The organism is Streptomyces sp. NPDC001970 (genome assembly GCF_053594115.1).
Genome location: NZ_JBSFDW010000005.1, coordinates 219,713 through 232,312, shown reverse-complemented (window position 1 = coordinate 232,312; position 12,600 = coordinate 219,713). Strand labels below are relative to the sequence as shown.

Sequence of the window (12,600 nt, the reverse complement as noted above, 5' to 3'; positions counted from 1 at the left end):
GTCGGTGCTGTGCACGCCCGCGTGCGAAGCGTGACGAATGCCCGTTCGTCCGCCGACATGGAGGTGCGGCCTGCGGCCCGGTCCGGTTCCGATGCACGCATCACCTCGTGCGTGGCCGGAGCGACCTCCCCCGGCCGAAGAGCGAGAGGCGCAGGAAGCGGACCAGCGGATTCGCGGCCACCGGCCGTCCTCGTCCCGCATGCACAGCAGGCGCGCGGCGCCGGCGGCCGTGCATCACCTCGGCGCGCACCTGTATCCCGGACTCGAATTCGGACGGGGTGCATTCCGGACTCGAATCCGGACGGGTCGAGCATGGTCACCTCGACGAAGAGGAAGCGGCCCCTGGTGGCATGTCGTTGTCCGCCCGGATCTGCTCGATCTTCGTACGGTGTTCGGCCGCATTCCGCCGGCCGGGCTCGTCAGCGGTGAACCGGATGGTGCGGCCGGCCGCGAGGAATCCGGCCGGCCGCGAGGAATCAAGCCGTCCGCGGGACGGCCGGGCCGCCGTACGCGGCGATGTCGTTCTCCCGTGCGGCACCCCGCGCACTGCGCCGAAGTGCTACCGGCCCGAAGGCACGGAGTACGACGACCGCCCGTTGCCCGCGCCTCAGCGCTCCAGGACCAGCGCCAGGCCCTGCCCGACACCGATGCACAGCGCGGCCAGGCCCGTGCCCGAGCCGGCCGCGGCGAGCTGGTGCGCGACCGCTCCGGTGATGCGGGCACCGGAGGCGCCGAGGGGATGCCCGATGGCGACGGCGCCGCCCCTCGGATTGAGGATGCCCGAGTCGAGTTCGGGCAGGGCTGCCAGGCAGCCGAGCGCCTGCGCGGCGTAGGCCTCGTTGAGCTCGACGGTGTGCAGGTCGTCGAAGGCGCGCCCTGCCTTCGTCAGTGCGTTGCGCATCGCCTCGACCGGGCCGAGGCCGAAGTACTGCGGCTCGATGCCGGTCACGGCACTGGCGCGGATCCTGGCCAGCGGCTCACGGCCCGTCTCGGCCAGCCCGGCCTCGTCGGTCAGCAGCAGGGCTGCCGCGCCGTCGTTGAGGGGTGAGGCGTTGCCGGCCGTGACCGTGCCGCCCTCGCGGAACACCGGCTTGAGGCGGGCCAGCGCCTCGAGGGAGGTGTTGTCCCGGATCCCCTCGTCGCGGGGAAGCTCCACGCCTTCGACGGGGACGACCTCGGCGTCGTACGCACCGTTCTTCCAGGCCCGGGCGGCCTTCTCGTGGCTGGCGAGCGCGAAGACGTCCTGGGCCTCGCGGGTGATTCCGTACTTGTCGGCGATCAGCTCGGCGGTCTCGCCGAGCGGGATGGTCCACTCGTCAGGCATCAGCGGGTTGACCATCCGCCAGCCGAGGGTGGTGGAGTACAGCTGCTGGTTGCCGACCGGGAAGGCACGCTCCGGTTTGGGCAGGACCCACGGGGCCCGGCTCATCGACTCCACTCCGCCGGCCACGGCGACGGAGGCGTCGCCGACCGCCACGGCGCGTGCGGCCTGGATGACGGCCTCCATCCCCGAGCCGCACAGGCGGTTGACGGCGGCTCCGGGGACCGTCACGGGAAGGCCGGCCAGCAGGACGGCCATGCGGGCGACATCACGGTTCTCCTCCCCGGCGCCGTTGGCGTTGCCGAAGAACACGTCGCCGATGAGGGCCGGGTCCAGGGCGGGGCTGCGGTCGAGCAGCTTGCGCAGCACACCGGCGGCGAGGTCGTCGGGGCGTACGGAGGACAGGGCACCGCCGTAACGGCCGATGGGTGTGCGGACGGCGTCGACGACGTAGACGTCCCGCAGGCGCTCGTTCATCGGGACTCCTTGTGTGTGGTGGGGGGAGGGAGTTCGGGGGAGTGGGTGAGTTGAGCCCACCGGTCCGGGTGCTGTCCGGGAACCCGGCCGGCGGGGTCCAGGGGGCCGACGCGAGGTCAGCCGACCGGGTCCGGCACGCGCAGGGGCGCGGCCGTACGGCTGACGACCTCGTCCGCGCTGACGCCGGGTGCGGTCTCGACGAGGACGAGACCGTCCTCGGTGACGTCCAGGACGCCGAGGTCGGTGATGATGCGGTCGACGCACGCGACCCCGGTGAGGGGGAGGGTGCAGGAATCGACGACCTTCGGACTCCCGTCCTTGGCGCAGTGGTCCATCACGACGATCACCCGCCGGGCGCCGTGGATGAGGTCCATCGCACCGCCCATGCCCTTCACCATCTTGCCGGGGATCATCCAGTTGGCGAGGTCCCCGGTGGCGGAGACCTGCATGGCCCCGAGAATGGCGGTGTCGATGTGGCCGCCCCGGATCATTCCGAAGGACAGCGCGGAGTCGAAGAAGCTCGCGCCCGGCAGCACCGTGACCGTCTCCTTGCCCGCGTTGATCAGGTCGGGGTCCACGTCTTCCTCCGCGGGGTACGGGCCGACGCCGAGGATGCCGTTCTCCGACTGGAGCACCACGTGGACTCCCTCGGCCACGTGCTCGGGGACCAGCGTGGGCAGTCCGATCCCGAGGTTCACGTAGTCGCCGTCGTGGATCTCGGCCGCCGCGCGCGCGGCCATCTCGTCCCTGGTCCATGCCATCAGTGCTGCACCGTCTCTCGTGCTGAAGGCGCGGACACCGTGCGCCTTTCGATGTGCTTGTCCGCGGCCTGCTCCGGGGTCAGTTCGACCACGCGCTGGACGAACACGCCGGGCAGGTGGATCTCGTCCGGGTCGAGCTCGCCGGGCTCGGCCAAGTGCTCCACCTCCGCGATCGTGACGCGGCCCGCCATCGCGGCGAGCGGGTTGAAGTTGCGGGCCGAGCGGTGGAAGACGAGATTGCCGTGGCGGTCGCCCTTGGCGGCCCTGACGAGCGCGAAGTCGGTGGTGATGCCGTGCTCGAGCACGTAACGCCGGCCGTCGAACTCGCGTACTTCCTTGGGCGGTGACGCGACGGCCACGGTCCCGTCGGGCGCGTAGCGCCATGGCAGGCCGCCCTCGGCGACCTGGGTGCCGACACCGGCGGGCGTGAAGAAGGCGGGGATTCCGCAGCCTCCGGCTCGCAGACGTTCGGCGAGCGTGCCCTGCGGTGTCAGCTCGAGCAGCAGTTCCCCCGAAAGGTACTGGCGGGCGAACTCCTTGTTGTCACCGACGTACGAGCCGGTGACGCGGGCTATGCGGCCCGCGGCGAGAAGGATTCCCAGCCCGCCGCCGTCCACGCCGCAGTTGTTGGACACCACGCTCAGCCCGCTCGCGCCGGTGGCGTACAGCGCCTGGATCAGCACATCGGGGACACCGCTGAGGCCGAAGCCGCCCACGGCCAGGGACGCTCCGTCCATGACGCCGGACAGCGCCTCCTCGGCGGTGGCAACCACCTTGTCCATATGCACTGCACTCCGTTCCGGTCCGGCGAACAGCGCACGTGGCGTTCGCCCTTGTTCGTGTGGTCCTCTGCGCGTCGTGCGCGCCTCAGCGCTGCAGCACGGTCCTCAGTGCGTCGAGCAGTTCCTCGTACGCCGTCGAGTCGGCATCCGGTGCCGAAGCGGCCCGCCAGGCGATGTGTCCGTCCGGGCGGACGAGCAGACACCCGTCCTCGGCCAGTTCCGATGTCCGGCGCCACTCGCCGTAGGCGTCGCGGCTGTTCCGGTCGCCGATGCGGACGCACGTCAGCGGAAGCCCCAGAGCCTCCTCGCAGGCGGCCGCCGCGGCCTCCCACACTCCACCGGAGAGCCCGGTGACCAGTGTGAAGACTCCCTTGCCGACGACGTCCAGCGTGGACACGCGGTGACCGTCGCCGTCGACGAGCCAGGCGTGCGGCAGTTTGGCACCGGGGCGGGTCGTCGCCTGGTGGAACAGTTCCGGATCCCGTGGCCAGGCCTCGGCGGTGTCGTCGTCCTGGACGACCGCCGCGGACACGTAGCGCTGGTTCATCTCGACACCGTGGGCGTTGAACTCGTAGTTCTTCAGCTGGATGGCCTCCTCCAGCGCCTGCCGCCGTTTGGTGCCGTCGGCCGTCTCGCTGCGGCACGCGGCGAGACCGTCGGCGATGTGCTCCTCCTCGCTGTACTCGTCGAGGCCGAGCGCCTGGAAGATCGGGCCGAACTGATCGCGGCTGAGGTTCGCGCGATCGACGATCTGCTTGCCCACCGGTGCCCGCTCCGCCGAGTAGGTGTCGAGCAGCCCGGGTCCGGCCTGACCGCGGATGACCATGGCGAGCTTCCAGGCCAGGTTGTACGAGTCCTGGATCGAGGTGTTGGAACCGAGTCCGTTGGACGGCGGGTGCCGGTGTACCGCGTCCCCGGCACAGAAGACCCGCCCGGCCGAATACGTGGTGGCGTAGCTGTGGTTGACCGTCCACAACGAGCTCGAGGTGATCTCGACGGGGATGTCCCGGTCGCCGATGAGGTCGTGGACGATGTCCCGGGCGGTGGCCTCGTCCATCTGCGGCGGGGGCTGGTCGATGTCGTATCCCCACACCAGCAGCCATTCGTCCCAGGGCCGGACCATCCGCACCAGACCCATGCCGATGCCGCCCATGTGGGCGCCGGGACGCATCACCCAGTACAGAACACTCGGGCGGTGGGCCACGTGCCGTGACAGGTCCGCCTTGAAGACGATGTTCATGCTGCCGGCCTTGCCGCTCTCGCCGGCGATCGGCAGCCCGATCTGCTCCGCCACACTGCTGCGGCCGCCGTCCGCTCCGATCAGATAGCGGGCCCGCACGGTGAACTCGTCCCCGCGCAGCCGGTCCCGGAGCCGGGCGGTGACGCCGTCGGCGTCCTGTTCCAGGCTGAGGAACTCGGTGTCGAAGCGGATCTTGGCGCCCCGCGCCGCCGCGTTGTTCACCAGGATCGGTTCCAGGTAGGTCTGCGGAAGGTCGACCATCTGCGCGGGGCTGGCGACCCCGTACTCGGTCGCCGCGTGGGGGCCGGTGCCCCAGCTGCGGATCCGGCCGATCTCCTCGCCGGCCAGGGCGGTGCACAGGACCGTGTCGCCCATGAGTTCGGCGGGGCTTCCGGCCGCGACGGCTTCGCCGTCCACGCCGAGGTCGCGCAGCACCTCCATGGTGCGCTGGTTGGTGATGTGCGCACGAGGGGTGTTGGCCAGCCAGCCGTACTTGGTGACGAGCAGGGTGCGTATGCCGTAGGTGGCGAGAAGCAGGGCCGCGGATCCACCGGCGGGGCCACTGCCGACCACGAGGACGTCGGTGTCGTAGGCGTGGGTCGATTCCATGGGGACTGCTCCAGGTCAGTGTGCAGGGCCGTCGGCCAGGCGGGCGATGCGGAAGGTGAACTGCAGGCTGCGCCACTCCCCGTCGACCTCACGGCCGTCCGGGGGCGCACCGGCACCGGGCGTGAAGTCGACGACGAGGCCCTCCTTGACGCCGAACACGGTGTCGGAGTCGATGTAGTGGCCGCCCTTCACGAACAGCTGGGTGACCAGGCGCTGGTGGCCGGGTGCGGAGATCATGAAGTGCAGATGGGGGGCACGATAGGGATGGCGGCCCACGGCCTGGAGCATCTGTCCCACCGGTCCGTCGTCCGGGATGGGGTACTCGGCCGGCAGGGTCGTCCAGAAGCGCAGGCGGCCCTCCGCATCGGTGCGCAGTCGGCCCCGGAGCACCGGTCCGTCGAATTCGGCCAGTTGGACGTCGTAGAACCCGTCCTTGTCGGCCTGCCAGACGTCCACGACGGCATCCGCCAGGGGCCGTCCGTCCGTGTCGGTGATGCCGATGTCGGCCCACAGCGGAGTGCCGGCCACGCCCTGCGAGATGTCCCCGCCCTGCGCGGTCTCCGGTGGACCGTCCGTGTAGAACGGCCCGAGAACCGCCGACGGAGTGGTCTGCGGGGTACGGGAGTTCGTGAGCAGGTCGACGACGCTGGAGACACCGAGCGTGTCGGACAGCAGCACGAACTCCTGACGGGTGCTGGTGCAGATCTGCCCGGTACGGGTCAGGAAGTCGATCGCGTGCTGCCACTCGGACTCGGTGACGTCATTGCTCGTCACGAAATGGTGCAGGTGCCGTACGAGGTCGCCGAGCAGCTGCCCGACCCGCGGATCGGGTGCGTCGGCGAAGCTCGCCACCACCTGATCGGTCAGGCGTTCCGTGTCCGAGGCCGCTCCGCGTGCCGGGGAGACCGTTGCCCCAGGTGCCCGGTCCGGCGGAACCGGACGGCGGCCGTGCCAGGCATCACGCAGCAGGCTCTCGATTCCCTGGGGCGTCAGCTCCCGCGGGTTGGGGTACGGCGTCGAGGTGGCCAGCCGCGCGGCCTGCGGCAGATCCGCTTCCGCCAGGCCCAGCTCGCGCAGCGACGTGGGGCCTCCCACGGAGGCGATCAGGTCGAACACCCCGCTCGGGGCGTCCGCCACGCCCAGCGCGTCGGCGATGCGGCTCATGACGTCCGGGGCTGCCGGGGCGTTGTAGGCCATCGCGTGCGGCAGGACCACGGTGTGCGTCTCGGCGTGCGGCAGCTCGAAAGCACCGCCCAGCGTGTGGCAGAGCTTGTGGTGCAGCCCCATGCCGACGGAGGCGAGGCAGGTACCGGCGAGCCATGCGGCATGCAGGAGGTCGGCGCGTGCCTCGGTGTCGGACGGTTCGGCGACGAGGGCCGGCAGGGCGCGGGCGATCCTGGCGATCGCGTCGAGCGCCATGCCGTCGACGACCGGGTTCGCCTGCGGCGAGTAGAGGGCCTCGACGGCATGGGCCATCGCGTTGATCGCGCTCGTGAGCGACATGCCCACCGGTAGGCCGAGGGTGAACTCGACGTCGTAGACGACGGTTTCGGGCAGGATCGCCGGCGAGGACCGTGTGGTCTTGCGTCCGTCCCGTGTCTCGCCCAGGACGGGGGTGACCTCGGAACCGGCGTACGTGGTCGGAAGAATGAGCTGCGGCAGATCGGTGCGCAGCGCCAGGGCCTTGGCCAGCCCCGTCGTGGAACCGCCGCCGACGGCCACCAGGCAGTCGGCGGAGTGCTCCCGAAGGATCCCGAGGGCCCTTTCGGTCACGTCCACCGGAGTGTGCATGGCGGCACCGTCGAACTCCGCCACGGTGACGTCACCGAGGACGTCACGCACCCGTGCGGCGGCCTCGGCCACCGGTGGGCTGGACAGGAGCAGGACACGGGAACAGCCGAGCCGCTCGACTTCGTCGCGGACCCGGCTGACCGTACCGGTGCCGAAGATGACCCGCGAGGGGTGGGAGGTGTGGACGAAATTCCTCATGGGGTCCGCCTTCGCGTGTGCCGTGGGTCCCTGAATTTCTGACCTCGAGTGTGGCGTCGGCGGGCCTTCCGTTTCCTGCACGTTTCACGCGTGTTTCTGCAGGATTGGCGCGGCGGACCGCTTCCTGGCGGCCCCGGACCCGGGTCTCAGCCTGCGCGCCGGACGGCGGCGGGCGTCGTGTCCAGCTTGGCGCGCATCACGCGCGTCAGGTGTTCCTGGTGGGAGAAACCGCAGCGGACGGCGACGTCGGGGATGGGCATGACCGTGGCGCGCAGCAGCCGCCGCGCATGGTCCAGCCGCAGCTGCAGCAGGAACTGGTGGGGAGACTTCCCGGTGCTGGTCCGGAACTGCCGGCTGAACTGGCTTGCGCTCAGGCCGGTGGCCGCGGCCAGGTCGGAGACGGGCAGCGGCTCGGAGATCCGCTCCTCCATCAGTTCCCGTGCGGACATGAGCTGTTGAACGGTCAGCCCCGACAACGCGCCGTCGCGGTCCGCGGGGCGGCCGACCGCGTGCGCGCGGGCGAGCTGCGCGGAGAGCGTGCCGACCAGATGATCGACGTAGGTGCGGGCGGAGGGCTCCCAGTGCCGCAGCGCACCGTCCAGGGCCAGCACGAGCTGCTCGACCAGCGGATCCGAGCTGCCCAGCTCCTCGGCGAGCTCCACCGGCTCGTGCCCGCCGTGCGCTTCCTGCAGGGCCGGGTCGCTGAGGTACAGATGGACGGTGTCGAGTCCCCCCTCGAGCTCGACGTCCAGCCCGCGACCCGCCGGGTGCAGGAACATCCCCCCGGCCGGAACCCGCCGGGTCCGCACCGACCGGCCGGACCGGCGCCGGACGGTCACCGGGCCGCCCAGGTGAAGGATCAGCAGGTGTGTGGGGGCAGCATCGAAGGACGCGTGGTACGGCCTTTCCCGCTGGGCGGACACGTACGCGTGCTCCCAGCCGAGACCCGAGCTGGTCCGGTCCGGGTTCACCCAGGACTGCCGCAGGATGCCACTGGTGTCGAGGAGTCCCAGCTCAGACATGCTTGAGACCTCCGAACCCGGTAGCGGTGTCCATGCGAGCCTCCCACGCGGTGGTGTGACAGATACTCTTCGTTGAATGCTAAATGATTGGAGTGCATTCCCTGCGGTGCTTGCGGCGGGTTTCCTGCGACGGTGCCTGCTGCGGAGGCGCGACGTCGGCGTCCCCGCGCAGGTGAGTACGGGCGTTCGGGCGGGGATCATCACGAAAAGGCGCCTGACGGGCGTAAGCCCTGGTCAGGCGCCTTCATCGACCCCGGCCTCCGGGGCCGGCACGATCGGCGATCGTGACCGACCGGAGTCATCTGGTCACTGCCGCAGGGCATCCGACCCGAGGTGTTTCCTGTACCAGGCGTAGGTCTCGGCGAGGCCCTCCGGCAGGCCGATGCGCGGTGACCAGCCCAGAGCAGTGAGACGGGAGACGTCGAGGAGCTTGCGCGGGGTGCCGTCCGGCTGATCCGCATCCCACTCGATGGACCCCTGGTAGCCGACGACCTCTGCCACCAGCTGTGCGGTCTCGCGGATTGTCAGGTCCATGCCGGTTCCGACGTTGACCGGGCCGCTCGCGTCGTAGCGTTCCAGCAGGTGCAGGCATGCCCGGGCGAGGTCGTCCACGTGCAGGAATTCCCGGCGGGGCATCCCGCTACCCCAGTTCACCACCCGCCGAGCTCCTGCCTCGTGGGCCTCGTGGAAGCGCCGGATCAGCGACGGCAGTACGTGGGAGTGGAGTGGATGGAAGTTGTCCCCGGGGCCGTACAGGTTGGTCGGCATGGCACAGATCCACGGCAGGCCGTACTGCCGTCGTACCGCCTGCACCTGCTGGATCCCGGCAATCTTGGCGATGGCGTAGGCGTCGTTGGTCGGCTCCAGCGCGCCCGTCAGCAGTGCCTCCTCGCGGATGGGCTGGTCGGCGAATTTCGGGTAGATGCAACTGGACCCCAGGAACAGCAGCCGCTGCACTCCCTGCTCCAGGGCCGCGTCCAGCACATTGACCTGGATCCGCAGGTTGTCGGAGATGAATGTGGCGGGCTGGGTGGCATTGGCCTTGATCCCGCCCACGCGCGCCGCGGCCAGCACCACCACGTCCGGCCGCGTGGCCGCGAACCAGTCGAGGACGGCACGGCGCTCGCGCAGGTCCAGTTCCGCGGAGCGGGGGCCGACCACGTCGGTGAAGCCCTCCCGGACCAGGTGCCGCCGCACGGCCGACCCGACGAGCCCACGGCTTCCGGCCACGAACACGCGCGCCGAGCGGTCGAGGGGGCGGTGAATCTGCCCGTGGCCTGCCGAGGTCATGGCGGTCACCGCTGAACGCTCGGTTCGGCGGTCACAGGGCGCGGCCCGTTCTGGAGTACTTCCTCTGCACCCGTGACCTGGACGTCCCGTTTTCCGCCGGGAGTCGGCAGAGCAGGAGCGGTGTCGAGGGACGGTGCGGGTCTGCCGACGCGCACCAGTCCGCCCAGTTTGGAGAGGCCGCCGGTCAAGTGGCCGACGCGCACCAGCCCGCCCAGCTTGGAGAGGCGGCCGGTCGTGTGGCTCTGCGGACGGTATTCGTAGGCGTAGCCATGGGCGCCTCGCTCCTCCTTCGCGGACGCCATGTTCAGGACCGTGCCGAGCACGGAGGCACCGACGTGCTGCAGTGCGCGGAGGGCCTCGCCGACCTGATCGCGGCTGGTGCGTGAAGCACGCACCACGAGCAGATAACCGTCGACGGCGGAGGCGATCACGGATGCGTCCGCGACCGGGAGAACCGGAGCGGTGTCCAGCACGACATGGTCGAACTTCTCGGCGAGGGCGAGCAGCGCGGCCTTCAGCTGTTCGCTGCCCAGCAGCTCGGTGGGGTTGGGCGGAACCGAGCCGCTGGTCAGCACGGAGAAGGTGTCCGTCGACTGCAGCACTTGCTCCACCTCGGCCTGGCCGATCAACGCGGTGGTGAGCCCGGCGTCCCGGACCAGCCCCAGGATGCGGGCGGTGGAAGGGCGGCGCAGATCGGTGTCGACCAGGCACACCGAGGCGCCGGTCTCGGCCAGTGCCGCTGCCAGGTTGACCGCGACAGTGGTCTTGCCCTCACCGGACAGCGGGCTGGTCACCGCGATCACTTTCGGCGGCCGGTCCACGTCCACGAACTGCAGGTTGGTGCGCAGCCGCCGGAAACCCTCGGCGCGCAGTCCGTGCACGTCGTCGCGCACCGCCACCAAGTGGCTGGTGGTCTGTGGGTCACGCGCGATGCTGCCGAGTACGGGCGGCCCGCCGAAACCGGCCACGAACCCGGTCAGAGCCTGGGTGCTGCGTACCGAGGTGTCCAGGGTTTCCCTTGCCAGGGCGAAGACGGCTCCGAGGGCCAGGCCGGCCAGCAGCCCGAGGGCGAGGTTCATGGCGGGACGTGGGGAGAAGGGCGCGGACGGCACGGAGGCCGGCTCGGTGACGCTCAGGCGCACGGGGGACGTCTCGGCGCCCGCAGGACGTTCGAGACTGCGGATCACGTTGGCGAAGCGGTCGGCCACGGCATTGCTGATCCGCGCGGCCCGCTCCGGCCGGGTGTCGGTGACGGTGAGTCGGAGCAGCACGGTGTCGGGCTGGACCGTCGCGCTGATTTTGCCGCTCAGCTGAGTCGGCGACATGTCGAGCTTCAGTTTCTTCACGACATGCCGGGTCACCAGAGGGCTCGCCGCCACCTCTGCGTACGACTGCACGCGAGCCTGCGTGAAGAGGTTCCCCTGTGCGAGCTGAGCCGTGTCGGCGTCGGTTCCGCCCTGCAGGGAGACGAAGAGCTTCGCGCCGGCCCGGTATTCGGGGACCGCGGTGTAGGTGACGAGCGCGCCGACGGCCGTACCGAGCACGGTCAGCACGGTGATGGCGCACCAGCGGCGAGAGAGGACTCGTAGGTAGTCGCGTAGGTCCAAGGTGTCCGTCCCCGGTCGGATCCAGTGAGGGCAGCCCTCACCTTACGGAGCAAAGGGGCAAAAGTTGCAGAACGCCACAATCCGCCAAAAAGGCATGAGTTGTCCCTACACTGATCCAGGTGTCGGGGCGCCCACCTGCACAGGAGCATTCCGTCCACTTTCGACACCCAACCCCCAGCTAAGGAGTGCGTGTGACTGTCAAGACGGCGCTCATCACCGGCATCACGGGCCAGGACGGTTCCTACCTCGCAGAGCTGCTGCTGGACAAGGGCTACCGGGTCCACGGAATCGTCCGCCGCGCCTCCACGTTCAACACGCAGCGCATCGACCACCTCTACCGTGATCCGCACGACCCCGAGGCCCGCCTCTTCCTGCACTACGGCGATCTCACCGACGGGACCCGCATCGCGGGGCTGCTGGACCAGGTGCAGCCGGACGAGGTGTACCACCTTGCCGCCCAGTCGCATGTGCGCGTGTCGTTCGACGAGCCCGAATTCACCGGGGACACCACGGGGCTGGGCACCACGCGGCTGCTGGAGGCGATCAGGAGGACGGGTCTTCCCTGCCGCTTCTACCAGGCATCCAGCTCGGAGATGTTCGGGGCGGCAGCGCCGCCCCAGCACGAGCACACCGCTTTCCATCCTCGGTCGCCCTACGGGGCGGCCAAGGTGTACGCGTACTGGGTCACCCGTAACTACCGGGAGGCGTACGGCCTTTACGCCGTCAACGGCATCCTCTTCAACCACGAGTCTCCGCGTCGCGGTCCGACGTTCGTGACCCGCAAGGCGGCCGTGGCCGCCGCGCGGATCAAGGCCGGCCTGGAGGATGTGCTCCACCTCGGCAACCTCGATGCCCGCCGGGACTGGGGATACGCCGCCGAGTACGTCGAGGCGATGTGGCTGATGCTGCAACAGGACGGTCCGGACGACTACGTTGTTGCCACAGGCACGAGCTACAGCGTGCGTGACTTCGTCGAGCAGTGCTTCGCTCACGTCGGCCTGGACTGGCGTGACCACGTGCGCTTCGACGAGCGGTACCTGCGCCCGACCGAGGTCGATCACCTGGTCGGTGATGCCTCCAAGGCCGAGCGAGATCTCGGGTGGCGTGCGACGGTGCGCGCCCCGGAACTGGCCAGGCTGATGGTCGACGCGGAGCTCAGCGCTCTCCTGCAGGCTAGTGGCCCTGGGGGCGCCACAGCCGTGCCGTTCACGGTTCCCGCGCCGACCGCGCGGTGACCTGAACGCGCGGCCGACGCGGCGACCACACAGCTGTCTGGCGTGCCCCCGGCCTCGCCGTGCCGCGACAGGCGCGTCGTCCGCGTCACCACATAGGACGCGATCCAGGCACCTTGGCACGTGGTCGGCTCCTGTGCCGGCCGCCCTGTCATGGGGATCGGTCTGTGTCGAATCGCCGGGAATGGGAATCCGACTCGATCTGCGCCTCTTGACCTGTACCGTATGCATCATGTCGCATGCGGCTGTATCACCGCCTGTGCAGCGTCA

Annotated in this window: 9 protein-coding genes; 1 reads left to right on the top strand and 8 read right to left on the bottom strand. The window is 70.1% G+C overall.

The window, feature by feature from the left end; genetic code table 11:
• Positions 1 to 607 precede the first annotated feature (607 nt).
• The 8 genes from ACWCP0_RS09220 to ACWCP0_RS09185 all read right to left on the bottom strand — a co-directional run bounded on the left by ACWCP0_RS09220 (position 608) and on the right by ACWCP0_RS09185 (position 11,098).
• Positions 608 to 1,798: a thiolase family protein gene (locus tag ACWCP0_RS09220; protein ID WP_451078221.1), complete on the bottom strand. Its 1,191-nt coding sequence runs from the start codon at positions 1,796 to 1,798 to the stop codon at positions 608 to 610.
• 116 nt (positions 1,799 to 1,914) lie between these two features.
• Positions 1,915 to 2,559 (bottom strand): CoA transferase subunit B, encoded by a 645-nt coding sequence (locus ACWCP0_RS09215; protein WP_451078220.1) that lies wholly within the window; start codon positions 2,557 to 2,559, stop codon positions 1,915 to 1,917.
• Positions 2,559 to 3,341, bottom strand: a complete 783-nt coding sequence (locus ACWCP0_RS09210; protein WP_451078219.1) for a CoA transferase subunit A — start codon at positions 3,339 to 3,341, stop codon at positions 2,559 to 2,561. Before ACWCP0_RS09210 ends, ACWCP0_RS09215 begins: the two co-directional genes overlap by 1 nt.
• 85 nt (positions 3,342 to 3,426) lie before the next feature.
• Positions 3,427 to 5,190: an FAD-dependent oxidoreductase gene (locus ACWCP0_RS09205; RefSeq protein ID WP_451078218.1), complete on the bottom strand. Its 1,764-nt coding sequence runs from the start codon at positions 5,188 to 5,190 to the stop codon at positions 3,427 to 3,429.
• A 15-nt stretch (positions 5,191 to 5,205) separates the two neighbouring features.
• Positions 5,206 to 7,179 carry a maleylacetate reductase and hydroxyquinol 1,2-dioxygenase domain-containing protein gene (locus tag ACWCP0_RS09200; RefSeq protein ID WP_451078217.1) on the bottom strand — a complete coding sequence of 658 codons (1,974 nt, stop codon included), beginning with the start codon at positions 7,177 to 7,179 and terminating at the stop codon, positions 5,206 to 5,208.
• Positions 7,180 to 7,325: 146 nt separating this feature from the next.
• Complete coding sequence (locus tag ACWCP0_RS09195) at positions 7,326 to 8,201, bottom strand: helix-turn-helix domain-containing protein (RefSeq protein ID WP_451078216.1); 876 nt, start codon at positions 8,199 to 8,201, stop codon at positions 7,326 to 7,328.
• A 306-nt stretch (positions 8,202 to 8,507) separates the two neighbouring features.
• On the bottom strand, positions 8,508 to 9,491 hold the full coding sequence (locus tag ACWCP0_RS09190; protein WP_451078298.1) for a GDP-L-fucose synthase family protein: 984 nt from the start codon (positions 9,489 to 9,491) through the stop codon (positions 8,508 to 8,510).
• Positions 9,492 to 9,496: 5 nt separating this feature from the next.
• On the bottom strand, positions 9,497 to 11,098 hold the full coding sequence (locus ACWCP0_RS09185) for a polysaccharide biosynthesis tyrosine autokinase (RefSeq protein ID WP_451078215.1): 1,602 nt from the start codon (positions 11,096 to 11,098) through the stop codon (positions 9,497 to 9,499).
• Positions 11,099 to 11,289: 191 nt separating this feature from the next.
• Here ACWCP0_RS09185 and gmd point away from each other — a divergent pair, with 191 nt between their 5' ends.
• Positions 11,290 to 12,333, top strand: coding sequence for a GDP-mannose 4,6-dehydratase (gene gmd / locus ACWCP0_RS09180; RefSeq protein WP_451078214.1), 1,044 nt, complete (start codon positions 11,290 to 11,292; stop codon positions 12,331 to 12,333).
• Positions 12,334 to 12,600: the final 267 nt, after the last annotated feature.

Excerpts from the sequence above, each read along its gene's own strand:
- ACWCP0_RS09220 (WP_451078221.1), bottom strand. The coding sequence starts at position 1,798 with ATGAACGAGCGCCTGCGGGACGTCTACGTCGTCGACGCCGTCCGCACA.
- ACWCP0_RS09215 (WP_451078220.1), bottom strand. The coding sequence starts at position 2,559 with ATGGCATGGACCAGGGACGAGATGGCCGCGCGCGCGGCGGCCGAGATC.
- ACWCP0_RS09210 (WP_451078219.1), bottom strand. The coding sequence starts at position 3,341 with ATGGACAAGGTGGTTGCCACCGCCGAGGAGGCGCTGTCCGGCGTCATG.
- ACWCP0_RS09205 (WP_451078218.1), bottom strand. The coding sequence starts at position 5,190 with ATGGAATCGACCCACGCCTACGACACCGACGTCCTCGTGGTCGGCAGT.
- ACWCP0_RS09200 (WP_451078217.1), bottom strand. The coding sequence starts at position 7,179 with ATGAGGAATTTCGTCCACACCTCCCACCCCTCGCGGGTCATCTTCGGC.
- ACWCP0_RS09195 (WP_451078216.1), bottom strand. The coding sequence starts at position 8,201 with ATGTCTGAGCTGGGACTCCTCGACACCAGTGGCATCCTGCGGCAGTCC.
- ACWCP0_RS09190 (WP_451078298.1), bottom strand. The coding sequence starts at position 9,491 with ATGACCTCGGCAGGCCACGGGCAGATTCACCGCCCCCTCGACCGCTCG.